This window comes from Streptomyces tubercidicus (genome assembly GCF_027497495.1).
GTDB classification, from domain to species: domain Bacteria; phylum Actinomycetota; class Actinomycetes; order Streptomycetales; family Streptomycetaceae; genus Streptomyces; species Streptomyces tubercidicus.
This window is the reverse complement of sequence record NZ_CP114205.1, coordinates 2,278,929-2,302,252: the sequence shown is the minus strand read 5'-3', so window position 1 is coordinate 2,302,252 and position 23,324 is coordinate 2,278,929. Positions and strand designations below refer to the sequence as shown.

General features: G+C 70.1%; 25 protein-coding genes. 23 read left to right on the top strand and 2 right to left on the bottom strand.

The features are described 5' to 3' along the window. Positions 1-88: 88 nt before the first annotated feature. The 16 genes from rpsP to STRTU_RS09635 all read left to right on the top strand — a co-directional run bounded on the left by rpsP (position 89) and on the right by STRTU_RS09635 (position 13,106). Positions 89-529, top strand: a complete 441-nt coding sequence (rpsP, locus tag STRTU_RS09710) for a 30S ribosomal protein S16 (protein ID WP_086721205.1) — start codon at positions 89-91, stop codon at positions 527-529. 2 nt (positions 530-531) lie between these two features. Then, complete coding sequence (locus STRTU_RS09705; protein ID WP_003980229.1) at positions 532-771, top strand: RNA-binding protein; 240 nt, start codon at positions 532-534, stop codon at positions 769-771. Between the two features lie 100 nt (positions 772-871). Continuing rightward, complete coding sequence (gene rimM, locus STRTU_RS09700) at positions 872-1,417, top strand: ribosome maturation factor RimM (RefSeq protein ID WP_159743177.1); 546 nt, start codon at positions 872-874, stop codon at positions 1,415-1,417. Beyond that, positions 1,417-2,226, top strand: coding sequence for a tRNA (guanosine(37)-N1)-methyltransferase TrmD (gene trmD, locus STRTU_RS09695; protein WP_159743176.1), 810 nt, complete (start codon positions 1,417-1,419; stop codon positions 2,224-2,226). Before rimM ends, trmD begins: the two co-directional genes overlap by 1 nt. A gap of 132 nt (positions 2,227-2,358) precedes the next feature. After that, positions 2,359-2,706, top strand: a complete 348-nt coding sequence (gene rplS, locus STRTU_RS09690; protein WP_018087148.1) for a 50S ribosomal protein L19 — start codon at positions 2,359-2,361, stop codon at positions 2,704-2,706. Between the two features lie 96 nt (positions 2,707-2,802). Beyond that, the gene (lepB, locus tag STRTU_RS09685) at positions 2,803-3,567 is read left to right on the top strand and encodes a signal peptidase I (RefSeq protein WP_159743175.1); all 765 of its coding nucleotides are present in this window, start codon (positions 2,803-2,805) and stop codon (positions 3,565-3,567) included. Beyond that, positions 3,560-4,684, top strand: a complete 1,125-nt coding sequence (gene lepB, locus STRTU_RS09680; RefSeq protein ID WP_246240308.1) for a signal peptidase I — start codon at positions 3,560-3,562, stop codon at positions 4,682-4,684. Before lepB (STRTU_RS09685) ends, lepB (STRTU_RS09680) begins: the two co-directional genes overlap by 8 nt. After that, a complete protein-coding gene (gene lepB / locus STRTU_RS09675; protein ID WP_371873578.1) occupies positions 4,617-5,597 on the top strand; it encodes a signal peptidase I in 981 nt (326 codons plus the stop codon). The genes lepB (STRTU_RS09680) and lepB (STRTU_RS09675) overlap by 68 nt, the downstream gene beginning before the upstream one ends. A gap of 54 nt (positions 5,598-5,651) precedes the next feature. Next, positions 5,652-6,380 (top strand): signal peptidase I, encoded by a 729-nt coding sequence (gene lepB, locus STRTU_RS09670; RefSeq protein ID WP_159743174.1) that lies wholly within the window; start codon positions 5,652-5,654, stop codon positions 6,378-6,380. Positions 6,381-6,408: 28 nt separating this feature from the next. Further along, a complete protein-coding gene (locus STRTU_RS09665; RefSeq protein WP_159746804.1) occupies positions 6,409-6,948 on the top strand; it encodes an NUDIX hydrolase in 540 nt (179 codons plus the stop codon). 38 nt (positions 6,949-6,986) lie between these two features. After that, entirely contained in the window at positions 6,987-7,295 is a 309-nt protein-coding gene (locus STRTU_RS09660; RefSeq protein WP_003980220.1) for a DUF2469 domain-containing protein, read from the top strand. A gap of 548 nt (positions 7,296-7,843) precedes the next feature. After that, positions 7,844-8,272, top strand: coding sequence for a YraN family protein (locus tag STRTU_RS35940; protein ID WP_389852920.1), 429 nt, complete (start codon positions 7,844-7,846; stop codon positions 8,270-8,272). Next, positions 8,272-9,933 (top strand): YifB family Mg chelatase-like AAA ATPase, encoded by a 1,662-nt coding sequence (locus tag STRTU_RS09650; RefSeq protein WP_269777346.1) that lies wholly within the window; start codon positions 8,272-8,274, stop codon positions 9,931-9,933. Before STRTU_RS35940 ends, STRTU_RS09650 begins: the two co-directional genes overlap by 1 nt. 104 nt (positions 9,934-10,037) lie before the next feature. Beyond that, on the top strand, positions 10,038-11,240 hold the full coding sequence (dprA, locus tag STRTU_RS09645; protein ID WP_167539232.1) for a DNA-processing protein DprA: 1,203 nt from the start codon (positions 10,038-10,040) through the stop codon (positions 11,238-11,240). A 362-nt stretch (positions 11,241-11,602) separates the two neighbouring features. Next, on the top strand, positions 11,603-12,439 hold the full coding sequence (gene whiG, locus STRTU_RS09640) for an RNA polymerase sigma factor WhiG (RefSeq protein WP_159743171.1): 837 nt from the start codon (positions 11,603-11,605) through the stop codon (positions 12,437-12,439). Between the two features lie 127 nt (positions 12,440-12,566). Then, the gene (locus STRTU_RS09635) at positions 12,567-13,106 is read left to right on the top strand and encodes a TetR/AcrR family transcriptional regulator (protein ID WP_167539231.1); all 540 of its coding nucleotides are present in this window, start codon (positions 12,567-12,569) and stop codon (positions 13,104-13,106) included. Positions 13,107-13,451: 345 nt separating this feature from the next. Here the strand turns inward: STRTU_RS09635 and STRTU_RS35935 are convergent, their stop codons facing one another. Further along, the gene (locus tag STRTU_RS35935; RefSeq protein ID WP_218039301.1) at positions 13,452-14,396 is read right to left on the bottom strand and encodes a murein hydrolase activator EnvC family protein; all 945 of its coding nucleotides are present in this window, start codon (positions 14,394-14,396) and stop codon (positions 13,452-13,454) included. 755 nt (positions 14,397-15,151) lie between these two features. Here STRTU_RS35935 and rpsB point away from each other — a divergent pair. The 5 genes from rpsB (at position 15,152) to STRTU_RS09605 (ending at position 19,828) form a co-directional block, all read left to right on the top strand. After that, on the top strand, positions 15,152-16,051 hold the full coding sequence (rpsB, locus tag STRTU_RS09625) for a 30S ribosomal protein S2 (protein WP_018087132.1): 900 nt from the start codon (positions 15,152-15,154) through the stop codon (positions 16,049-16,051). A gap of 108 nt (positions 16,052-16,159) precedes the next feature. Beyond that, positions 16,160-16,996 carry a translation elongation factor Ts gene (gene tsf / locus STRTU_RS09620; RefSeq protein ID WP_159743170.1) on the top strand — a complete coding sequence of 279 codons (837 nt, stop codon included), beginning with the start codon at positions 16,160-16,162 and terminating at the stop codon, positions 16,994-16,996. Positions 16,997-17,158: 162 nt separating this feature from the next. After that, entirely contained in the window at positions 17,159-17,929 is a 771-nt protein-coding gene (gene pyrH, locus STRTU_RS09615) for a UMP kinase (RefSeq protein ID WP_159743169.1), read from the top strand. A gap of 175 nt (positions 17,930-18,104) precedes the next feature. After that, positions 18,105-18,662, top strand: coding sequence for a ribosome recycling factor (gene frr, locus STRTU_RS09610; RefSeq protein WP_030087489.1), 558 nt, complete (start codon positions 18,105-18,107; stop codon positions 18,660-18,662). Further along, positions 18,662-19,828: a phosphatidate cytidylyltransferase gene (locus STRTU_RS09605; RefSeq protein WP_174878834.1), complete on the top strand. Its 1,167-nt coding sequence runs from the start codon at positions 18,662-18,664 to the stop codon at positions 19,826-19,828. Before frr ends, STRTU_RS09605 begins: the two co-directional genes overlap by 1 nt. Positions 19,829-19,901: 73 nt before the next feature. On the opposite strand, the gene STRTU_RS09600 is transcribed toward STRTU_RS09605, so the two are convergent. Further along, positions 19,902-20,699: a bestrophin-like domain gene (locus STRTU_RS09600; protein WP_159743167.1), complete on the bottom strand. Its 798-nt coding sequence runs from the start codon at positions 20,697-20,699 to the stop codon at positions 19,902-19,904. Between the two features lie 173 nt (positions 20,700-20,872). Here STRTU_RS09600 and rlmN point away from each other — a divergent pair, with 173 nt between their 5' ends. Continuing rightward, complete coding sequence (rlmN, locus tag STRTU_RS09595) at positions 20,873-21,979, top strand: dual-specificity RNA methyltransferase RlmN (protein WP_159743166.1); 1,107 nt, start codon at positions 20,873-20,875, stop codon at positions 21,977-21,979. A gap of 258 nt (positions 21,980-22,237) precedes the next feature. Beyond that, positions 22,238-23,311 carry a thiamine ABC transporter substrate-binding protein gene (locus STRTU_RS09590; RefSeq protein WP_159743165.1) on the top strand — a complete coding sequence of 358 codons (1,074 nt, stop codon included), beginning with the start codon at positions 22,238-22,240 and terminating at the stop codon, positions 23,309-23,311. Positions 23,312-23,324 lie beyond the last annotated feature (13 nt).

Below are 23,324 nucleotides of genomic sequence, written 5' to 3'. Positions count from 1 at the left end.
GACGCGTCCATCGGGCACCCCGAGTACCGCAACCCCACGTGGCATCCCGTTGTGCCCCACCACGTCAAGACCAGGAGACACCACTCCCGTGGCAGTCAAGATCAAGCTGAAGCGTCTGGGCAAGATCCGTTCGCCTCACTACCGCATCGTCGTTGCCGACTCCCGTACCCGCCGTGACGGCCGGGCCATCGAGGAGATCGGCCTGTACCACCCGGTGCAGAACCCCTCGCGCATCGAGGTCGACTCCGAGCGTGTCCAGTACTGGCTGGGTGTCGGCGCGCAGCCGACCGAGCCCGTCGCGGCCATCCTCAAGGTCACCGGCGACTGGCAGAAGTTCAAGGGCCTGCCCGCCCCGGCGCCGATGAAGGTTGCCGAGCCGAAGGCCGACAAGCGCGCTCTCTTCGAGGCCGCCGCCAAGGCTTCCGGCGACGAGCCGAAGGGTGAGGCCATCACCCCGAAGGCGAAGAAGGCTGACAAGAAGGCGGACGAGGCTGCGGCCGAGTCCACCTCCGAGTCGACCGAGGCCTGAGCATGCTCGAGGAAGCCCTCGAGCACCTCGTCAAGGGCATCGTCGACAACCCCGACGATGTGCAGGTAGCCTCGCGCACCCTGCGCCGCGGTCGCGTGCTGGAGGTCCGGGTCCACCCCGACGACCTCGGCAAGGTGATCGGCCGTAACGGCCGTACCGCCCGCGCGCTGCGGACCGTCGTGGGCGCCATCGGCGGCCGTGGCATCCGCGTCGACCTCGTCGACGTGGACCAGGTCCGCTGACAAGTTGAACACCGGCTCGGGCCGGGGAGGGCTTCTGGCCCGCCCCGGCCCGCAGTCGTCTACGGAGCAGTGCCGCAGGTATGGGCAAGGGAGAAACAGCGTGCAGTTGGTAGTGGCGCGGATCGGTCGCGCCCACGGCATCAAGGGCGAGGTCACGGTAGAGGTACGCACCGACGAGCCCGAACTGCGGCTCGGACCGGGCGCCGTCCTCGCCACCGAACCGTCCTCCGTCGGACCGCTGACCATCGCGACCGGCCGGGTGCACAGTGGCCGGCTGCTGCTGCGCTTCGAGGGCGTCGCGGACCGCACGGCCGCCGAGGCGCTGCGCAACACCCTGCTGATCGCGGAGGTCGACCCCGAGGAAGTCCCCGAGGACCCCGAGGAGTTCTACGACCACCAGCTGATCGACCTCGATGTCGTCACCCGTGACGGTACCGAGGTCGGCCGGATCTCCGAGGTCTCTCACCTGCCCTATCAGGACCTGCTGATCGTCCGGCGGCCCGACGGCAGCGAGGTCCTGATCCCGTTCGTCGCCGAAATCGTCCCGGAGATCGACCTGGAGGAGCAGCGCGCGGTCATCGACCCGCCGCCCGGCCTCCTCGACGACAGCCAGGCCGAGATCGCCAGCAGCCGCGAGGACAGCTGATGCGGCTCGATGTCGTCACGATCTTCCCCGAGTACCTGGAACCGCTGAACGTCTCCCTCGTCGGCAAGGCCCGCACCCGCGGACAGCTCGATGTGCGCATCCACGACCTGCGTGAATGGGCCCACGACAAGCACAACACCGTCGACGACACCCCCTACGGCGGCGGCCCCGGCATGGTCATGAAGCCCGAGCCGTGGGGCGAGGCGCTCGACGAGATCCTCGCGTCCGGCGACGGGGAACCGGTGATCGTCGTTCCCACCCCCAGCGGCGCCCCGTTCACCCAGCAGCTCGCCGTCGAACTCTCCGCCAAGCCCTGGCTGGTGTTCACCCCGGCCCGCTACGAAGGCATCGACCGCCGCGTCATCGAGGAGTACGGCGACCGCGTCGACGTCCGCGAGGTCTCCATCGGCGACTACGTCCTGGCCGGCGGCGAGGCGCCGGTCCTGGTCATGGTCGAGGCAGTGGCCCGGCTGCTGCCCGGCGTGCTCGGCAACGCCGCCTCCCACCAGGACGACTCCTTCGCGCCCGGCGCGATGGCCGACCTCCTGGAAGGCCCCGTCTACACCAAGCCTCCTGAGTGGCGCGGCCGCGGTATCCCCGACGTCCTGCTCAGCGGCCACCACGGCAAGATCGCCCGCTGGCGCCGGGACGAAGCCTTCCGCCGCACGGACCGCAACCGCCCCGACCTGATCGAGCGCGCCGACCCCGCCGCGTTCGACAAGAAGGACCGCGCGATCCTCGCCGCCCTCGGCTGGTCGGAGGGCGACGACGGCCGATTTGGGCGGACGAGCGGCGCCGTGGAAGAATAGGCCGCTGCTGTGTGCGTCCGGCGCGCGCCCCTGCCACAGGGGGAACGACGCCCGCCCGACGGAACGGCATCCGAAACATCCTTCCGATATCCCGTTGATGACCTGTGGCATCAGCGAAGAAAGCAGTAGGTCATGCACCTTCTCGACTCCGTCGACGCCGCGTCCAAGCGCAGCGACATCCCGGCCTTCCGCCCGGGTGACACCGTCAACGTCCACGTCCGCGTCATCGAGGGCAACCGCTCCCGTGTGCAGCAGTTCAAGGGCGTTGTCATCCGCCGTCAGGGCGCCGGCGTCCGCGAGACCTTCACGGTCCGCAAGGTCAGCTTCTCCGTCGGCGTCGAGCGCACCTTCCCGGTGCACACCCCGATCGTCGAGAAGATCGAGGTCGTGACCCGCGGTGACGTCCGTCGCGCCAAGCTGTACTTCCTGCGCGAGCTCCGCGGCAAGGCCGCGAAGATCAAGGAGAAGCGCGACAACTGAGCCGGGCCGCCCCGGAGCACGATTTTTTGCGCCGGGGCAACGCAAACCGACGCTCACGTACGGCGTCCGGACCCGGCCGGATAGGCTCAGGGCCCGATGGACACCGACGCACAGCTCACGGAGCGCGACCACTCTCCCACCCCCGACCAGGGGCCGGAGCAGGGGTCGCGCTCCGCGCGTTTGCCGGCCCGTGTGGCCGGTCTGCGCCACCGGCCGGTCACCCTGTTCGCGCTCTGCCTGGCCTTTCTGCTGCTGCTCAGCGCGTTCATCGTGCAGCCCTTTCTGATCCCCAGCTCCTCCATGGAGAACACCCTGCGGATCGGGGACCGAGTGCTGGTCAACAAGCTGGCGTACCGTTTCGGCAGCACACCGGCACGGGGCGAGGTGGTGGTGTTCGACGGCACCGGATCCTTCGTTCACAGGGAACAGGGGGAGAATCCCGTCACGGGACTGCTGCGCGGAGCCGGCGCGGCGCTGGGCCTGGCCCGGCCCGCCGAGACCGATTACGTCAAGCGTGTGATCGGCATCGGCGGTGACCATGTGACCTGTTGCGACAAACGGGGGCGGATCGAAGTGAACGGTGAGCCCGTGAGCGAGGCGTATCTCCACCCCGGGGACGCGCCGTCCTCGGTGGATTTCGACATCGTGGTGCCGGAGGGGCGGCTGTGGGTCATGGGGGACCACCGCGCCAGATCCAGTGACTCCCGCGACCACCTCGGTCAGGCGGGTGGCGGCACGGTCCCGGTCGACAAGGTCATCGGCCGTGCGGACCTGATCACCTGGCCGGTGAGCCGCTGGCGCACCTTCGAGACCCCAGGAGCCTTCGACCGGATACCCGCCGCGGCAGGCCCCCATGGGTAACCGAGGACGCCCCCGCCACGGGAGCAAGGACGCCGGCCCGCCGAAGCGGAGCCGGGGGACGCGGGCCACCGGCCGGGCGGGCCGGGGCCGCGACGGCTCCGGCGACCCCGGCGCCCGCGGCGGCCCACAGGAGCCGGTGGCCGGGCACGGAGGCCGGCGGTCGGCCCGCACCGCGACCGGCGGACGTGCCGAGCGGCGGCGCCAGGCCAAGCGCATCAAGCGCCGCAGACAACGCTCCTACCTGAAGGAAATCCCGATCCTCGTCGGCGTGGCGCTGGCCATCGCCCTCGTCCTGAAGACCTTCCTCGTCCAGGCCTTCGTCATCCCGTCCGGCTCCATGGAGCAGACGATCCGAATCGGCGACCGGGTGCTGGTGGACAAGCTGACGCCGTGGTTCGGCTCCAAACCGGAGCGCGGCGATGTCGTCGTCTTCAAGGACCCGGGCGGCTGGCTCAAGGGCGAGCAGACCAAGCCCACCGCCGACGGGGGAGCCTTCCAGCCGGTCAAGGACGCCATGACCTTCATCGGGCTGCTGCCGTCGGCCGATGAACAGGACCTGATCAAGCGGGTCGTGGCGGTCGGCGGCGACACCGTCAAGTGCTGCGACGCGCAGGGCAAGGTCACCGTCAACGGCACACCGCTGACCGAACCGTATGTCCATCCGGGCAATCCGCCCTCCACACTGAAGTTCACGGTGACCGTCCCCACCGGACGGATCTTCGTGATGGGCGACCACCGCTCGAACTCCGCGGATTCGCGCTTCCACCTGGACGAGCCGTACCGTGGCACGGTCTCGGAGGACAATGTCGTGGGCCGGGCCGTGGTGATCGCCTGGCCGTTCAGTCACTGGCGGCGCCTCGAAGAACCCGACACCTTTACGACCGTGCGCGACGCGCCGGGCGCCAAGGCGTCCTCGGCAGGTGCGCCGCATAAGGTGTCATCCGAGAGTTTGACCGTACTCCCGACCCCTGCGGAACTCCCGCTCGTTATGGGAGTGGTGGGCCTGCACCGGTTGACGGGTGGGCGAGTGCGTGGAGTGAGGAGCAGATGTGGGGGACTTGGCGGTCGGCGCGCGGTCCGGAACCGAAGAGCCCGAAGAGCCGGCAGGGCGTGGTGAGACCGCGGGACCGGCGACGAGTTCCGTGCATCCGTCACCAGCACAGTCAGGGGCGCAGTCGCAGCGTTCGGCCCCGGCCGACGTATCGGACACATCCGATACGTTGGACAGGTCCGCGGGCGAGGAGGTGAGCGGCGGCATGAAGAAGGCCAAGAAGCCGCGTGCCTTCTGGAAGGAGCTGCCGATCCTCATCGGTATCGCTCTGGTCCTGGCGCTGCTGATCAAGACGTTCCTGGTGCAGGCGTTCTCGATCCCGTCCGACTCGATGCAGGACACCCTGCAACGCGGGGACCGGGTCCTGGTCGACAAACTGACCCCGTGGTTCGGCTCCAAGCCGCAGCGCGGCGAGGTCGTCGTCTTCCACGATCCGGGCGGCTGGCTGAACGAGACGCCGACGCCCGAGCCCAACCCCGTCCAGAAGGTCCTCAGCTTCATCGGGCTGATGCCTTCGGCCGAGGAGAAGGACCTGATCAAGCGGGTCATCGCGGTCGGCGGCGACACCGTCGAGTGCCACGGCACCGGCCCGGTCAAGGTCAACGGCAAGGCCCTCAAGGAAGACTCGTACATCTTCCCCGGCGTCACCCCCTGCGGTGACCGTGCGTTCGGCCCGATCAAGGTCCCCAAGGGCCGGATCTGGGTGATGGGCGACCACCGCGACGACTCCCTCGACTCCCGCTACCACCAGAACCTCAAGGGCAATGGCACGGTCTCGGAGGACGAGGTCGTGGGCCGGGCGTTCACCATCGCGTGGCCGATCAACCGCTGGTCGACCCTGCCGGTACCGGACACCTTCGACCAGCCCGGGATCAACAAGGCAATGGCGGCGGCTCCGGCCGCCCTGGGCCTGGCCGGCGCGGTGCCGATCGTGCTGTGGCGCCGCCGGAGGCTGACCGGAGCGCGTAACCCCGGGTAGGGTGCCGTCCCGGATCTTCGACGCGGGCCGGGTCCGCGGGGTGGGAGCGCTGGGATGAGCAGCAGTACCGAACACAGGACCGACGGCCGCGGCCGGACGACGGGCAGCGTGCTGTCCGGTCTGGCCGTGGCCGTCGGCTGTGTGCTGTTCCTGGGCGGCTTCGTCTGGGGGGCGCTGATATACCGCCCCTATACGGTGCCGACCGATTCGATGGCGCCCACGATCGCGCCCGGTGCCCGGGTCCTGGCCGAGCGGGTGGACGGCTCCGAGATACGGCGCGGCGACGTCGTCGTCTTCAAGGACGACGTCTGGGGTGACCTTCCCATGGTCAAGCGCGTCGTCGGCACCGGAGGCGACAAGGTCTCCTGCTGTACGAAGCAGGGGCGGCTGACCGTCAACGGGACTCCCGTCGAAGAACCGTATCTGCAGGGCAGCGGGCCCGCCTCCCCGGTCGGCTTCAAGGCCAAGGTCCCCGCCGGACACTTCTTCCTGCTCGGCGACCACCGCAATGACTCCCTCGACTCCCGCGTCCACCTCACCGACGGCGACCACGGCTCGGTGCCGCGCGGCGCCGTCAGCGCCCGGGTCGACGCGCGCGCCTGGCCGCTCGGCAGCGTCGGCGTGCTGCAGCGCCCGACCAGCTTCTCCGCCCTTCCCGGCGGCATCTCGCAGCCCGGCCCGGTGCGGCCCATCACCCTCGCGGTCGTGGCCGGCGCGGTCCTCATCCTCGCCGGTGCGGCGTACGGGCCCCTCGCCCGACGGGCGGCGCGTAAGCGTGGCTGAGGGACGGAGCCGGGGCGCCGGGGAGCCCATGGGGCGCGGTGCGGCGGGCCCCGACGGACCGGAGGCACCCGACGCGCCGGAGGCGACCGCGGTGCGTCAGGTCTCCCGCATCGTGCTGCTCGACCCCGACGACCGGATCCTGCTGCTCCACGGCTTCGAGCCGGACCGCCCCGCCGAAACCTGGTGGTTCACCCCCGGCGGTGGCCTCGAAGGCACGGAGAGCCACGAAGCGGCGGCCCACCGCGAGCTCGCCGAGGAGACCGGCATCACCGGCGCCGTCCTCGGCCCCGTCCTGTGGAAGCGCCGCTGCGCTTTCCCCTTCGACGGGCGCCGCTGGGAGCAGGATGAGTGGTACTACCTGGGAAGAACGGACCGGACTGCCACCCACACCGGCGGGCAGACTGACCTGGAGCGACGCAGCGTCTCGGGACTGAGGTGGTGGACTTGGGAGGAACTGTCCGCCTCCCATGAGACGGTGTATCCGACCAGACTCGTCGAGCTGCTGCGCACACTGCTCGACGAAGGGCCCCCCGATGCGCCGGTACTCCTGGAGACCGAGCGGGCCTGACGCACAATGGGGGGACGCACGGCTGAAGGGGATCTGCCATGAGCGCCGAGGACCTCGAGAAGTACGAGACCGAGATGGAGCTGAAGCTCTACCGGGAGTACCGCGACGTCGTCGGGCTGTTCAAATACGTGATCGAGACCGAGCGTCGCTTCTACCTCACCAACGATTACGAGATGCAGGTGCACTCGGTCCAGGGCGAGGTCTTTTTCGAGGTGTCGATGGCTGACGCCTGGGTCTGGGACATGTACCGCCCGGCCCGTTTCGTCAAACAGGTGAGGGTGCTCACGTTCAAGGACGTGAATATCGAGGAGCTCAACAAGAGCGATCTGGATCTTCCGGGGAGCTGAGCAGGCCGGGGGCTGCGGAGCGGCCGGCCCCGTGGTCGGCCGACCGTGCCCCGGACGAGTGGGCGAGGTCTCCACAATCGGCTCACTGTCCACCAAGATCCAATAGATCGGATCGGGGGCGTCACAGTCGGTGCCGGAGGTGGTACCGCATGAACGCCATGCAGGCCGGCCGACAGGCCGGGAACAACGCACCGAGCACGGAGACGCCGTCGAGCACGCGCTCCGCGAGGGACCGGAACGCGGCCCGGATGGCGAGCTCGACGAGCGAGCGGGACGCGGCGCTCGGATCGGGCTCGAAGAGCGGTGAGGGGAAAGGGCGCGGGACGCTCCCTTCGAGTGGCCGGGGCAATACGCCTTCGGCGAATGGCCGGGGTGAGGTGCTCGGGGCGTCCTCGACGAGTGGCTCGGACGCGGCGCGAAGCGGCTCGGGACCGGTCGGCAAACCGATGCGCGGCACGGGTTCGGGGCAGCCCGCGAAGGTATCGCCGTCCGGCTCCCGCAAGGGCGGAGCACCACCCCCGGGTCGTAAGCCCCCCGCAGCAGAGCGGATCGCGACCGAGCCACCAGGCACCGACCCGAGCCCGGGAGACAGCGGGCCCACGGCGGCCAAACCGGCCGACACCCGGCGCCGCGCCCTCGGCCGCTACGGCGAAGACCTGGCAGCCCGGCGGCTCATCGAAGCAGGGATGCGCATCCTGGACCGAAACTGGCGCTGCCGCGACGGCGAGATCGACATCGTCGCCGCCGACGGAGACGCCCTGGTGGTCTGCGAAGTCAAAACCCGCCGCGCCGGCTGGTACGAACACCCCATGGCGGCCGTGCGCCCCGAGAAGACCGCCCGGCTGCGGCTGCTGGCGGAACGCTGGCTGGAGCGGCACGGCGGCCCGCCGCCCGGAGGCGTACGGATCGACGTCATCGGCGTCCTGCTGCCGGCCCGCGGCGCTCCCGTCGTCCACCACGCACGAGGAGTGGCCTGATGGGATTCGCCCGCACCTGCTCCGTCGCCCTGGTAGGCGTCGAAGGCGTCGTCGTCGAAGTACAGGCCGACCTGGAACCGGGTGTCGCCGCCTTCACCCTCGTCGGGCTCCCCGACAAGAGCCTCGTCGAATCCAGAGAGCGGGTGCGCGCCGCTGTCGTGAATTCCGGTGCCGAGTGGCCGCAGAAGAAGCTCACCGTCGGCCTCAGCCCGGCCTCCGTACCCAAAGGCGGCAGCGGCTTCGATCTGGCCGTGGCCTGCGCCGTCCTCGGTGCCGCCGAGCGCCTGGACCCCCGCGAACTCACCGACCTGATGATGATCGGCGAACTGGGCCTGGACGGCCGCGTCCGCCCCGTACGAGGAGTGCTCCCCGCCGTACTCGCCGCCGCCGACGCCGGATACCGCCAGGTCGTCGTCCCCGAACAGACCGTGGCCGAAGCCTCGCTGGTCCCCGGCATCTCCGTCCTGGGCGTACGCAGCCTGCGTCAGCTCATCGCCGTTCTCGCCGACGAACCGGTGCCCGAAGAGGAAGATCCCCGCGAAGAAGGCCGCCCGGACCCCTCGCTCGCCGGGCTGGTCGTGCCCGGGACCAGCATCGGCGCGGGCCTGCCACCCGGGGACCACACCCCCGACCTCGCGGACGTAGCCGGCCAACACAGCGCCCGCCGCGCCCTCGAAGTAGCCGCCGCCGGACGCCACCACATCTTCTTCAAAGGCCCGCCCGGCGCCGGCAAAACCATGCTCGCGGAACGCCTCCCCGGGCTGCTGCCACCCCTGTCACCCAAGGAATCCCTGGAGGTCACCGCCGTCCATTCGGTGGCCGGCACCCTCCCGCCGGGCCAGCCGCTCGTCCACCGGCCCCCCTACTGCGCCCCGCACCACTCCGCGACCATGGCGTCCCTCGTCGGCGGCGGCACCGGACTGCCCCGACCCGGCGCCGTATCCCTCGCCCACCACGGTGTGCTGTTCGTGGACGAGGCCGCGGAGTGCAGCCCACGCGTCCTGGACGCACTGCGCCAGCCACTGGAGTCCGGTCATGTCGTCGTCGCCCGCGCCGCGGGCATGATGCGCATGCCCGCCCGCATCCTCCTCGCCCTCGCGGCCAACCCCTGCCCCTGCGGACGGCACGGCACCACCACCGGCGGCTGCGAATGTCGGCCGTCAACCATCCGCCGCTACCGGGCCCGGCTCTCCGGCCCCCTGATGGACCGGGTGGACCTGCGGATCGCCGTGGAGCCGGTTGCCCGCGCCGAACTGATCGCACTCGGCCGCGGCGCGGAAACCACCGCTGCTGTGGCCGAACGCGTACGGACCGCCCGTGAGCGCGCCGCAGCACGCTTCGCCGGCACACCGTGGCACACCAACAGCGAGGTACCCGGGCACGAGCTGCGCACCCGCTGGCAGGTCCACCCCGGTGCGCTGGCCCAAGCGGAACGCGACCTCGAATGCGGCCTCCTCACCGCCCGCGGCCTCGACCGCGTCCTCCGCGTCGCCTGGACGGCCGCTGACCTGACCGGCCACGACCGCCCCACCAAGGAGGACGTCAACTGGGCCCTGGAACTCCGCACCGGCGTACGCCGCGGCGCACTGACCACGGCCGGCGGCGGGAAACACCACGAGACCGCGCCCGCCCGGCAGGCGCACGAGCAGGCACAACCATGAACGGGATCGACGCATGGGGCTTCGCCACCGACGGGCCGGAGCCAGCCGGCAAGCACCCGGGCCGCGCGCCCGACCCGACGGCCGGACCGGAACAAGCCGTGCCCATGGCCACCGAGCCGCGCCCCGCGAGCGTCAGCCCCTGGCGCGCTCCCGGTGAAGCGCCCGACCCGCAGCGTACGGCCCGAGCGGCCTTGACCCGCATCCTTGAACCGGGCGATGAATCCGCCGGCCGCTGGCTGCGCGACATGGGCCCGGAGGCCCTGTGGCAGGCCCTGTCCGACGACCATGCGCCCCCGCTCAAGGGCGCAAGCCGGGCCAAGGTCGCGGGCCTGCGGCTGCGCGCCGCCCGCGCACGCCCCATCGCGGACCTCGACGCCGTCACCGCGCTGGGCGGCCGGTTCCTCTGCCCCGGGGACGACGAATGGCCCGGCCAGCTCGACGACCTGGGCGACGCCCGGCCCATCGGCCTGTGGGTGCGCGGGACGGCCAACCTCCGGCTGTGGGCGCTGCGCTCGGTCGCCGTCGTCGGCGCCCGTGCCTGCACCGAATACGGCGCCCACCTCGCCACCACCCTCGGCGCCGGACTCGCCGACCGCGGCTGGACCGTCGTCTCCGGAGCCGCCTACGGGGTGGACGGCGCGGCCCACCGCGGCGCGCTCGCCGCCGACGGTGCGACCGCCGCCGTCATGGCCTCCGGAGTCGACCACCCCTACCCGCGCGGCCACACTGAGTTGATCGGCAGGATCGCCGAACAGGGCCTGGTGGTGGCCGAGTTACCTCCCGGCGACCATCCCACCCGCAGCCGCTTCATCCAGCGCAACCGCGTGATCGCCGCACTCACCAGAGGCACGGTCGTCGTAGAGGCCGAACTCCGCAGCGGCTCACTCGTGACCGCCCGGCGGGCGCAGGCCCTCGGGCGCTTCACGATGGGCATGCCGGGCCCGGTCACCAGCGGCCTGTCCGCCGGTGTGCATCAACTCCTGCGCGGCGAGGCCGCGGTGGTCACCGACGCCGACGAGGTCATCGAACTCGTCGGCAGCATCGGTGACCTCGCCCCCGAACGACAAGGACAGACCCGCATCCGCGACCTTCTGGACCCTGTCGCGGCCCTCGTGCTGGAGGCGCTGCCCGCGCGCGGCAGCGCGGACACCGGCCATCTGGCCCAGGAATCCGGCACGCCCCGCGATGTCACCCGCGCCAAACTTTTCGAGCTGCTGTCCCTCGGATTCGTTCAAAGGTGCGGTGATCGCTGGGAGTTGGCGCGACGCGCCGAGACGAGCCGGGGTTCCCGGCGAGGCGGTGCTTGACCTGGGGCGAACGGGTGAAAGGGTGAGGGGAATGACCGCAGAATCCAGGTTTGCCGTGCTTCGTGGCGCGGGCCCGACCCGTGAGGAGACGGCGATGTGGCGCACGGGACGCACGAGGCCCCGCCCGTCATGTCATCGCGTCCGCCCGCACGGTCCTCCGGGAACCCCCGCCCGGCACCGTGTCCGGATGTCGCCACGCCGTACGAGGTAACCCCGGGGTGCGGGCAGCGGAACGTATCTGCGCACCCCCGAACCTGACTTCCTCGCGCACCGCGACGCTTCGGTCACGCTACGCTCACAGGCAAATTCAACCCTCATGCATCCATCCATCCGCGTCTCGGCAGAACGGCTCAAGGCGACGAATGCCCCAGCACACCTCCGGGTCTGATCGTGCGGCTGTACCACCTGCCGCGCGCGGCAGCGTGCGCCCCGCTCCGCCCACCTCACTCGACGAGCTGTGGCGCGCCTACAAGGCGTCAGGCGACGGCCGACTGCGGGAGCAGTTGATCCTGCACTACTCGCCGCTGGTCAAGTACGTCGCAGGCCGCGTCAGCGTCGGCCTGCCCCCCAACGTCGAACAGGCCGACTTCGTCTCCTCCGGGGTCTTCGGACTGATCGACGCCATCGAGAAGTTCGAGCCCGAACGCTCCATCAAGTTCGAGACCTACGCCATCACCCGTATCCGCGGCGCAATGATCGACGAGCTGCGGGCGCTCGACTGGATCCCGCGCTCCGTACGGCAGAAGGCCCGCGCCGTCGAACGCGCCTACGCCACCCTCGAAGCGCAACTCCGCCGTACGCCCTCCGAGGCGGAGGTCGCCGAGGAGATGGGCATCGCGCTGGAGGAACTCCACGGGGTGTTCAGCCAGCTGTCACTCGCGAACGTCGTGGCGCTGGAGGAGCTGCTGCACGTCGGCGGCGAGGGGGGCGAACGGCTCAGCCTGATGGACACCCTTGAGGACACGGCCGCCGAGAACCCGGTCGAGATCGCCGAGGACCGCGAGCTGCGGCGGCTGCTCGCGCGTGCCATCAACACCCTCCCCGAACGTGAGAAGACCGTGGTCACGCTCTACTACTACGAAGGCCTCACGCTCGCCGAGATCGGCAATGTCCTCGGCGTCACGGAAAGCCGGGTCAGCCAGATCCACACCAAATCCGTACTCCAGCTCAGGGCGAAGCTCGCCGACGTCGGACGCTGATTGGCTCCTCGCGGGCGCCAGGTCTTCCCGCGCTATGTCGCCATGCGGAGTGCCACGGCGGGCGCGCCATCCGTAGAGTGGTGACGTGCCCAGGATTCGAGCGGCCTCTGTGGCCGAGCACCGGACGATGCAGCGTGGCGCCCTGTTGGACGCCGCCCGCTCCCTGCTGTCCGAAGGCGGAACGGAAGCGCTGACCTTCCCCGCCCTCGCCGAGCGCACGGGCCTCGCGCGCTCCTCCGTATATGAGTACTTCCGCTCGCGCGCCGCCGTCGTCGAGGAGCTGTGTGCCGTCGACTTCCCGGTCTGGGCCGCCGAGGTCGAAGCGGCGATGCAGCACGTCGACACGCCCGAGGGCAAGGTCGAGGCGTATGTGCGCCGGCAGCTCGCGCTGGTCGGCGATCGGCGTCACCGTGCCGTCGTGGCCATTTCGGCCGGCGAGCTGGACGCGGGGGCACGGGAGAAGATCCGCGCGGCACACGGCGGGCTCATCGCCATGATCGTCGAGGCGCTCGCCGCCCTCGGCCACGAACAGCCCCGGCTCGCGGCCATGCTCCTCCAGGGCGTCGTCGACGCCGCGGTCCGCCGCATCGAACTGGGCGCGGCGGAGGATCCGGGGGAGATCACGGAGGCGGCGGTGGGGATGGCTCTTCGCGGCGTTCGCGGCTGACTTCGGGGGCCTTCCCCCCCGGGCCCCCGGCCCACCCACCCACCTCCACCACCTCCACGCTCGTTGGCCCGGAGCCCGCAGCCCGCAGCCCGCAGCCCGCAGCCCGCAGCCCGCAGCCCGCAGCCCGCAGCCCGCAGCCCGCAGCCCGCAGCCCGCAGCCCGGTCGCGCCTGCGGCGTGGTGACGACGTGCTGTGCCGCTTTCGCCGCCTGGCCTGCGCCTGTGCCGGGCGGGTGGCGTACCCGTGCGACGTCACTGTCAACTCGCTGACCTGGCTTCTTTCGCCGTGTCGCGATGACCGCTCACGCGCGATCATCGCTGCCTCGCGATTACTGCGATACCGCGCTCAGTCGTCACCTCGTCCGAGGATGCGCCACGCCCACCCCCGTCCCCGCCGTCTTCGCGGACTCTCCTTGCTTCCCGTGTGCCGAGCTGCGGGGATTCGGCCGAGGGCCCAGGTCGCCACGGCTGCGAGTGCGGCCGCCTCTATGAGGGCAGTTGCGGTAGGCGGCGAGCTTCTCTGGTGGGCTGTTGGCTCTGGTCGTTCCGGATGCCGGGGAGGGGCCGGATCGCCCCCTGGCAGGGGGATTCCGAAGATCGGTAGGAGTCGGGAGGGGGCGCCGTGGAGAATGCTCTGCGGCAGCAGGGACAACGGGTCCAGGTAGGTCTTGCCGCGGCGCAGGCCCCAGTGGAGGCAGGGCTCCCGGCAGTGGAACGGGCCGTCGTGTTGGAGGACGGCGACCGGCTGGCCTGCCGTCACGCGCTGGCCTTTCCGGACTGTGGGGCGCACGGGTTCGTAGCTGGTGCGTAACGGAGGACGGCCCGAGCGGGAGACCTCAATGGTCAGGACGCCGCGGCCGGCGACCGTCCCGGTAAACGACACCTGGCCGGGGGCGGCCGCTCGCACGACAGCACCGGCGGAGGCGGCCAGGTCCACGCCGCGGTGTCCGGCCGCCCAGGGGGTGGGAGGCGGCTTCCAGCCTCTGACCACGGTGGGCGGTGCACCCGCCGGTCCCTCCACCGGCCAGGACCTGTCTTCGGCCGGTGGCGCCGCAAGCCCCGGCACGCGCTTCGCTTCGCGTTCCACATGTCGTTGCGCCCCGTGCTCCCCCGTCCGATCCGCCGCGAGCCCCGGCACGGGCTCTGACCTGCGTTCCACGCGTCGTTCCACCCCGCGCTCCGCTGTCCGACCCGCCCCGAGTCCCACCCCACGCTCCGCCGACGGACTCACCTCAACCCCCAGCCCACGACTCTCACCACGCTCCACCCCCTGCTCCACTCCTGTCCCCATCACCCCACCCGCAGGCAAAGCCGCGGCGCTCGCGAGGGTCGGGGTGAACAGGGTGAGGACTGCGGCTGCGGTCGGGGCCAGTAGGGCGCGGGTCGGGTGGGCGGGGAAGAAGCAGCTCGGTCCGTAGCCGTTCGGCTTACGGCGCGGTGTCGGTGGCAGGGGTGCGGGTGACCGGAAGCGGGAGCGGGGCCGCGGCGAGGGCCGGAGCCGGGGCCGGGGCGGGGTTGAGGGCCGGGGCGATGGCCGGGGCCCAGGAGAGGGGTGGTGCCTCGGGACGCGGCGCGGGCGCCTGCCCGGTTCGGCGGGCTGTGGGTGTGCGCCGCCCCCGGGGCGTGGAAGGCGTTCGCCGAGGCCGGTGAAGGTGGGGAAGTACCTGGGCGGGAGGGAGGAGATTCGTCGTGTGTTTCGTCGCATGGGGTGACGGTGACGCAGTTCGCCCGGGGCTTGTGGATCTTGGTCGAAAGCTGTGGATGACGGGCCGGTTGTGGACAACGGTGTCACTCGCCCGAGGGTTGAAAAGGAGCGTGTCGCCCGGTGCATCGGGCGTCCCGTACACTTCTGGTGGCGATCCGGGTCACCGGGTCGACTTCGCACGCCCCGCCGTCAGTGCACCAGTCCCCTTCGGGCAGCACGACGGCCGCGCCCCTCGGTCCTCGGACGGCTCCGCAAGGTGTCATCCCCGGCAGGCGCGTCGGGGCGTCAGGCACCGCGGCCGACCGGCCGCAGTGGAACCGAGAACAACAAGGAGTACGGCCATGGCCGTCGTCACGATGCGGGAGCTGCTGGAGAGCGGCGTCCACTTCGGGCACCAGACCCGCCGCTGGAACCCGAAGATGAAGCGCTTCATCTTCACCGAGCGCAACGGCATCTACATCATCGACCTGCTCCAGTCGCTGTCGTACATCGACCGCGCCTACGAGTTCGTCAAGGAGACCGTCGCCCACGGCGGCTCGGTCATGTTCGTCGGCACGAAGAAGCAGGCCCAGGAGGCCATTGCCGAGCAGGCGACCCGCGTGGGCATGCCCTACGTGAACCAGCGCTGGCTCGGCGGCATGCTGACCAACTTCTCGACCGTCTACAAGCGCCTGCAGCGCCTGAAGGAGCTCGAGCAGATCGACTTCGAGGATGTGGCCGCCTCCGGCCTCACCAAGAAGGAGCTCCTGGTCCTCTCCCGCGAGAAGGCCAAGCTGGAGAAGACCCTCGGCGGTATCCGCGAGATGCAGAAGGTGCCCAGCGCCGTCTGGATCGTGGACACCAAGAAGGAGCACATTGCCGTCGGTGAGGCGCGCAAGCTCAACATCCCGGTCGTCGCGATCCTCGACACCAACTGCGACCCGGACGAGGTCGACTACAAGATCCCGGGCAACGACGACGCGATCCGCTCCGTCACCCTGCTCACCCGCGTGATCGCCGACGCCGTCGCCGAGGGCCTCATCGCCCGCTCCGGCGCCGCCACCGGCGACCAGAAGCCCGGCGAGAAGGCCGCTGCCGCCGAGCCGCTGGCCGAGTGGGAGCGCGACCTGCTCGAGGGCGAGAAGAAGGCTGACGACGAGGCCCCCAAGGCCGAGGAGAAGCCCGCTGAGGAGGCCGCCCCGGCCGCCGAGGCCCCCGCCGCCGAGGCCGAGAAGCCGGCCGCGGACGCCGAGCAGGCCTGACCCGCAGCATCCGGCTGATGACGGCGGGGGAGGGCGCCACCGGCGCCGCCCCCGCCGTCCACCCGTAGATCTTTCGACTTCGAGATTTCGAGAAGAGATTCACAGACCATGGCGAACTACACCGCCGCTGACGTCAAGAAGCTCCGCGAGCTCACCGGCGCCGGCATGATGGACTGCAAGAAGGCCCTGGACGAGGCCGAGGGCAGCGTCGACAAGGCCGTCGAGGCGCTGCGCATCAAGGGCCAGAAGGGCGTCGCCAAGCGCGAGGGCCGTTCCGCCGAGAACGGCGCGGTGGTCTCCCTGATCGCCGACGACAACACCTCCGGTGTCATCGTCGAGCTGAAGTGCGAGACGGACTTCGTCGCCAAGGGCGACAAGTTCCAGGCCGTCGCCAACGAGATCGCCGCGCACGTCGCGAAGACCTCCCCGGCCGACATCGAGGCCCTGCTCGCCTCCGAGATCCAGGCCGGCAAGACCGTCCAGGCGTACGTCGACGAGGCCAACGCCACCCTGGGCGAGAAGATCGTCCTGGACCGCTTCGCGCAGTTCTCCGACGGCTACGTGTCGGTGTACATGCACCGCACCATGCCCGACCTGCCCCCGCAGATCGGTGTCCTCGTCGAGCTCGACAAGGAGAACGCCGAGGTCGCCAAGGGCATCGCGCAGCACATCGCCGCGTTCGCCCCGAAGTACCTCGCCAAGGACGACGTGCCGGCCGATGTCGTCGAGGCCGAGCGGCGTGTCGCCGAGGAGACCACCCGCGCGGAGGGCAAGCCCGAGGCTGCTCTCCCGAAGATCGTCGAGGGTCGCCTCAACGGCTTCTTCAAGGACGCGACGCTGCTCGGTCAGCCGTACGCGCTCGACAACAAGAAGTCCGTCGAGAAGGTCCTCCAGGAGGCCGGTGTCACCCTGAAGCGCTTCTCGCGCATCAAGGTCGGCATCTGAGCCTGTCGCGAAGGCAGCGAATGACCTACGACCCCGCTAGGGTCGTACGCAGTCGGCCGCTCAACGGCCGGCCGCAGATGTGACGAGGAGGCCATTGCCGCAGAGGGATCTGAACCAGACCCACGGCAATGGCCTTCTTCGTATGTGCACGAGGAGAGCTCAATGAATCACGGTGCCGACGGCGCGCACGCAGACCATTCCGGCCACGGCGGCAGGCGACGCTTCCTGCTGAAGCTGTCGGGCGAAGCATTCGCCGGCGGCGGCGGACTGGGCGTCGACCCCGACGTCGTGCACGCGATGGCCCGCGAGATCGCCGCCGTGGTGCGCGACGGCTACGAGATCGCCATCGTGATCGGCGGCGGCAACTTCTTCCGTGGCGCCGAACTCCAGCAGCGCGGCATGGACCGGGCCCGCTCCGACTACATGGGCATGCTCGGTACGGTCATGAACTGTCTGGCCCTCCAGGACTTCCTGGAGAAGGAGGGCATCGACTCCCGCGTCCAGACGGCCATCACCATGGGCCAGGTCGCGGAGCCGTACATTCCGCTGCGCGCGGTGCGCCACCTGGAGAAGGGCCGGGTCGTCATCTTCGGCGCCGGTATGGGCATGCCGTACTTCTCCACGGACACCACCGCCGCCCAGCGCGCCCTGGAGATCGATGCCGAGGCCATGCTGATGGGTAAGAACGGGGTGGACGGGGTCTACGACTCCGACCCCAAGAAGAACCCGGACGCGGTGAAGTTCGACGCCCTCGAATACGGCGAGGTGATCACCCGCGACCTGAAGGTCGCCGATGCCACCGCGATCACGCTGTGCCGGGACAACAAGCTCCCGATCCTCGTGTTCGAGCTGCTCGCCGAGGGAAACATCGCGCGTGCGGTGAAGGGTGAGAAGATCGGCACGCTCGTCAGCGATCAGGACACCCGGGCCTGACGGCCTCAACTGCCGTGATTCCGCAGGGGCATCGGTCCCTACGGGCGGCAACTCCCGACCGGGGCACGCCCTCGGTACGGGGATGGACAACGGCCTGCCGGTCGGACACCGTGCAGGAGAAGACGCGCGGCAGGGGCGAGGCTCTGCTTCTTACCGAAAAGACCAGGAGCAAGTGGTGATCGAAGAGATCCTCCTCGAGGCCGAGGAGAAGATGGAGAAGGCCGTCGTGGTCGCCAAGGAGGACTTCGCCGCGATTCGCACCGGGCGTGCGCACCCGGCGATGTTCAACAAGATCGTGGCGGACTACTACGGCGCCATGACGCCGATCAACCAGCTGGCGTCGTTCTCGGTTCCCGAGCCGCGGATGGCCGTGGTGACCCCGTTCGACAAGAGCGCGCTGCGCAACATCGAGCAGGCGATCCGCGACTCCGACCTCGGCGTCAACCCGAGCAACGACGGCAACATCATCCGAGTGACGTTCCCGGAGCTGACCGAGGAGCGCCGCAAGGAGTTCATCAAGGTCGCCAAGAACAAGGGCGAGGACGCGAAGATCTCGATCCGCAGCGTCCGGCGCAAGGCCAAGGAGACCCTCGACAAGCTGGTCAAGGACAAGGAGACCGGCGAGGACGAGGTACGCCGCGCCGAGAAGGAGCTCGACGACACCACCGCGAAGTACGTCGCGCAGGTGGACGAGCTGCTCAAGCACAAGGAATCCGAGCTCCTCGAGGTCTGATGAACGAGTCTTCCTGGGGGGCCCCGCCCGGCGCCGGTCAATGGGGACCGCCCGACCACGGACCGGCCCCCTCGCTGCGCGGGGCGGCGCCCCCCGCTCCGGCGGGTCCGGTGTACGACTGGGGCGATGCGGCGCAGACTCGGCCCATGCCCTTTGTCCCCGGGCAAGGCGGATACCAGGATGACAACCGGGAACATCGGGACATCCGGGATAACCGGGATCACCTGGACGACCGGGGGGCTGCTCGACGGAGCGGCCCCCTGTTCCGCGACGAAAAGCCGCAGGAGCCCATGCCCACCTCTCTTTCCGGGTCCGACAGCTCGCCGGACTCAGAGAAGCCGAAGAAGAAGAGCGCGGGCCGCAACCTGCCCGCCGCCATAGGGGTCGGCATCGGCCTCGGCGCGATCATCGTTGCGTCGCTCTTCGTCTACAAGCCCGTCTTCATCGGCGTGATAGCGATCGCCGTTGTCGTGGGCCTGTGGGAGCTGACCTCGCGGCTGGCGGAGCGCAAGGACATCAAGGTGCCGCTGGTGCCGCTCGCGGTCGGCGGCACCGCCATGGTGGTCGCCGGATATGTCCGCGGCGCCGAGGGCGCCTGGGTGGCGATGGCGCTCACCGCCCTCGCCGTGCTCGTCTGGCGGATGACCGAGGCGCCCGAGAACTATCTGCGGGACGTCACCGCCGGTGTCTTCGCGGCGTTCTATGTGCCGTTCCTGGCGACGTTCGTGGCGCTGATGCTCGCCGCCGAGGCCGACGGGCCGCAGCGGGTGCTGACGTTCCTGCTGCTGACGGTCGTCAGCGACACCGGTGCGTACGCGGTCGGCTGGCGCTTCGGCAAGCACAAGCTCGCCCCGCGCATCAGCCCCGGCAAGACCCGCGAGGGCCTGGTCGGCGCGGTGCTGTTCGCGATGGCGGCGGGTGCGCTGTGCATGGAGTTCCTGATCACGGACGGCGCCTGGTGGCAGGGCCTGCTGCTCGGCCTCGCCGTCGCGGCCAGCGCCACCCTCGGCGACCTCGGCGAATCCATGATCAAGCGGGATCTCGGCATCAAGGACATGGGCACCCTGCTCCCCGGCCACGGCGGGATCATGGACCGGCTCGACTCCCTGCTGCCGACCGCGCCGGTGGTCTGGCTGCTTTTCGTGATCTTTGTGGGATCCGGCTGAGCACAGGGTTTTCGCAGGTGAGGGCAGGAAGAGGGATTCCTCTCCCTGCCCTCTTCCGTGCGCCGCCTCCCGTCTACCGAGGCGGCGACAGGGCCTCGACCACCGCGCGCAGTGGCTCCGGCGACGTCGCGAACTCGCCGAGGAAGGCATACGACAGTTCCGTGACGAGGAACAGGTTGGTGGCAACGAGGACGCTCACCGCCGCGACCATCCCGTAGTGGATCAGGGCCTGCTCGGAGCCGAAGGTGGCGGAGAACCCGAGGACCAGCCCACTGGTCAGAAGGATCGCCATCCACAGGGACAGGGGTGGGCCGATGTTGGTGCGTGCCTCAAGCAGCCGTTCCGTGCGGGCGATGCTCAATTCCTTCAGGGACGCGACCGAGCTGGTGAGGAAGGATCGCTGGGTGTCGTCGCGGGGCCGGATGCTCTCGTACGTGTGGTGCAGGCGGCTCAGCGCGTTCTCGGCCTCGGGCGTGCTCTCGCCGACCGCGGCGCTGGGCCACTCGGCCACCGCCGCGTGTCCGTACGCCAACAGGCTCTGCCTGATCCGCGCGCTCTCGGCCGTGCCGAACACCTCGTGGCCCCTGGCCAGCTGCGCCGCCATGGCGCCCTCGGTCCGTGTCGTCTGGTCTGCCGTGTTCACCTGACCCCAGAGCGCGAGGACGATGAAGCCGATGAGGAACCCGTAGACGACCGCGATCACGGGGAAGAGGAACTGCGCGATCTCGTTCTGCTCGCCCTGCTTGACGCGAGGGATGCGGTGCCGGACGACTGCCTGGACGATCGCGGTCCCGCCCGCGATCACGACGACGAGCCCTGCCAGCAGCAACCAGGGAGGGAGGTTGATCACGATCCAACGGGTCACGGCCACTGCTCCACGCTCCTGACGTACCCCACACCAGCCACCATGGCGCGGTGGCCAACGAAGGCACCGGGCTGCGGACACGCCGGCTGCGTCCCTTCGGTGGCGGGCCGTGGCGGTGACCGTCCTCTCACCGTCGCGGCCCCGGGGCGCCCCGGAGGATCTGCCACACTGGAGCCACCATGCCTGCACCCGGAGAACTCACTTTCGTAGCGCCGCGCGGGGCCAAGAAGCCTCCGCGGCACCTTGCCGATCTCAGCCCCGTCGAGCGTCGCGAAGCGGTGGCCGCGATCGGTGAGAAGCCGTTTCGCGCCAAGCAGTTGTCGCAGCACTACTTCGCCCGCTATGCGCACGACCCGGCGCAGTGGACCGACATCCCGGCGGCGGCGCGCGAGAAGCTGGCGAGCGAGCTGCTGCCGGAGCTGATGACCGTCATGCGGCACATCTCGTGTGATGAGGACACCACGCGCAAGACGCTGTGGAAGCTGCACGACGGGACGCTCGTCGAGTCCGTGCTGATGCGCTACCCGGACCGGGTCACCATGTGCATCTCCTCGCAGGCCGGCTGCGGGATGAACTGCCCGTTCTGCGCCACCGGCCAGGCGGGGCTGGACCGTAACCTCTCGACCGCCGAGATCGTGCACCAGATCGTCGACGGGATGCGTGCGCTGCGCGACGGTGAGGTGCCCGGCGGGCCGGCGCGGCTGTCCAACATCGTCTTCATGGGGATGGGGGAGCCGCTCGCCAACTACAAGCGGGTGGTCGGGGCGATCCGGCGGCTGACGGACCCCGAGCCCGATGGGCTGGGCCTGTCCCAGCGAGGGATCACCGTGTCCACCGTCGGGTTGGTCCCGGCGATGCTGCGGTTCGCCGACGAGGGCTTCAAGTGCCGGCTCGCGGTGTCGCTGCACGCCCCGGACGACGAGCTGCGCGACACCCTGGTGCCCGTCAACACGCGCTGGAAGGTGCGGGAGGTGCTGGACGCGGCGTGGGAGTACGCGGAGAAGTCCGGCCGCCGGATCTCCATCGAGTACGCGCTGATCCGGGACATCAACGACCAGGCGTGGCGCGGCGATCTGCTGGGCCGGCTGCTGAAGGGCAAGCGGGTCCATGTGAACCTGATTCCGCTGAACCCGACGCCCGGCTCCAAGTGGACCGCGTCGCGCCCCGAGGACGAGCGGGCGTTCGTCCAGGCCATCGAGGCGCACGGCGTGCCGGTGACCGTCCGCGACACCCGCGGCCAGGAGATCGACGGCGCCTGCGGGCAGCTCGCGGCCTCGGAGCGCTGACCGCCCCGCTGGTACGGTGTGGTCGAACAAATGCACATTCCGACAGGGGAGCGCCACAGCGCTGAGAGTGCGGAAGCGTCGTAGTCCTACGGTGCCCGCAGACCCTTGAACCTCGCCCGGGTCATTCCGGGTAGGAAGTTCGGTCGTCACTCATGCTGTTGCGCCCTGCCCGAAGTCCCCTCCGTACGTCCCCGGACGTCGCGAGGTGTGGACATCGGGCAGGGCCGCGTCTCTTCCTGGCCAGCCAGGAGGAAATCAGTGAGCACCACCAGCAGGATCACCGCGACGGTGGTGGCCGCCGCGGTCGGGATTTCCGCCCTCGCCGCCTGCGGTACGCCGGGCGGCGGGAGCGACGCCAAGACGGTCACGCTCGTCAGCCATGACTCGTTCCAGGTATCAAAGTCCGTCCTGGCCGCCTTCGAGAAGGAGAGCGGCTACAAGGTCAAGATGCTCAAGGGCGGGGACGCAGGCAAGGCCGTCAACCAGGCGGTCCTGACCAAGGGCAACCCCCAGGGCGATGTGTTCTTCGGTATCGACAACACCCTGCTCTCGCGCGGTCTGGACGAGGGGCTGTTCACCCCCTACCGGGCCAAGGGGCTGGAGAAGGTCCCGGCGGCGCTGCAGCTCGACAAGGGTGAGCACCGGGTCACCCCGCTCGACTACGGCGACATCTGCGTCAACTACGACCGCGGTTACTTCGACCGGCACAAGATCGCGCCGCCGAAGACCTTCGACGATCTGATCAAGCCGCGGTACAAGGGCCTGCTCGTCACGGAGAACTCCGCCACCTCCTCCCCGGGGCTCGCCTTCCAGCTCGGCACTCTCGCGAAGTACGGCGAGAAGGGCTGGCAGGACTACTGGAAGAAGCTCAAGGCCAACGGTGTCGAGGTCGTCGACGGCTGGGACCAGGCCTACAACGACCGGTTCTCCGGCTCCGCGGCGGGCAAGGCCAAGGGCGACAAGCCGCTGGTGGTCTCCTACGCCTCCAGCCCGCCCGCCGAGGTGCTCGGCAAGAAGCCCGCGCCCAAGGAGGCACCGACCGGTGTCGCGGCCGGCACCTGCTTCCGGCAGATCGAATTCGGCGGGCTGCTCAAGGGCGCGAAGAACGAGAAGGGCGGCAAGGCGCTGCTGGACTTCCTGCTGAGCAAGGAGTTCCAGGAGGACGTGCCGCTGAAGATGTTCGTCAACCCGGCCCGTGAGGACGCCAAGGTGCCGGAGCTGTTCACCAAGTACGGCACCACGATCGGCCAGCCGGCGACCCTGGCGCCCGGGACGATCACCAAGAACCGCGAACAGTGGATCAAGCAGTGGTCCTCGCTCGTTCTGAAGTAACGGCTCCGGACGG

Bases quoted from the DNA above. Each gene is read 5' to 3' on its own strand.
- STRTU_RS09705 (WP_003980229.1), top strand. From the start codon at position 532: ATGCTCGAGGAAGCCCTCGAGCACCTCGTCAAGGGCATCGTCGACAAC.
- trmD (WP_159743176.1), top strand. From the start codon at position 1,417: ATGCGGCTCGATGTCGTCACGATCTTCCCCGAGTACCTGGAACCGCTG.
- rplS (WP_018087148.1), top strand. From the start codon at position 2,359: ATGCACCTTCTCGACTCCGTCGACGCCGCGTCCAAGCGCAGCGACATC.
- lepB (WP_159743175.1), top strand. From the start codon at position 2,803: ATGGACACCGACGCACAGCTCACGGAGCGCGACCACTCTCCCACCCCC.
- lepB (WP_246240308.1), top strand. From the start codon at position 3,560: ATGGGTAACCGAGGACGCCCCCGCCACGGGAGCAAGGACGCCGGCCCG.
- lepB (WP_159743174.1), top strand. From the start codon at position 5,652: ATGAGCAGCAGTACCGAACACAGGACCGACGGCCGCGGCCGGACGACG.
- STRTU_RS09665 (WP_159746804.1), top strand. From the start codon at position 6,409: ATGGGGCGCGGTGCGGCGGGCCCCGACGGACCGGAGGCACCCGACGCG.
- STRTU_RS09660 (WP_003980220.1), top strand. From the start codon at position 6,987: ATGAGCGCCGAGGACCTCGAGAAGTACGAGACCGAGATGGAGCTGAAG.
- STRTU_RS09650 (WP_269777346.1), top strand. From the start codon at position 8,272: ATGGGATTCGCCCGCACCTGCTCCGTCGCCCTGGTAGGCGTCGAAGGC.
- dprA (WP_167539232.1), top strand. From the start codon at position 10,038: ATGGCCACCGAGCCGCGCCCCGCGAGCGTCAGCCCCTGGCGCGCTCCC.
- whiG (WP_159743171.1), top strand. From the start codon at position 11,603: ATGCCCCAGCACACCTCCGGGTCTGATCGTGCGGCTGTACCACCTGCC.
- STRTU_RS09635 (WP_167539231.1), top strand. From the start codon at position 12,567: ATGCAGCGTGGCGCCCTGTTGGACGCCGCCCGCTCCCTGCTGTCCGAA.
- STRTU_RS35935 (WP_218039301.1), bottom strand. From the start codon at position 14,396: ATGGGGACAGGAGTGGAGCAGGGGGTGGAGCGTGGTGAGAGTCGTGGG.
- rpsB (WP_018087132.1), top strand. From the start codon at position 15,152: ATGGCCGTCGTCACGATGCGGGAGCTGCTGGAGAGCGGCGTCCACTTC.
- tsf (WP_159743170.1), top strand. From the start codon at position 16,160: ATGGCGAACTACACCGCCGCTGACGTCAAGAAGCTCCGCGAGCTCACC.
- pyrH (WP_159743169.1), top strand. From the start codon at position 17,159: ATGAATCACGGTGCCGACGGCGCGCACGCAGACCATTCCGGCCACGGC.
- STRTU_RS09605 (WP_174878834.1), top strand. From the start codon at position 18,662: ATGAACGAGTCTTCCTGGGGGGCCCCGCCCGGCGCCGGTCAATGGGGA.
- rlmN (WP_159743166.1), top strand. From the start codon at position 20,873: ATGCCTGCACCCGGAGAACTCACTTTCGTAGCGCCGCGCGGGGCCAAG.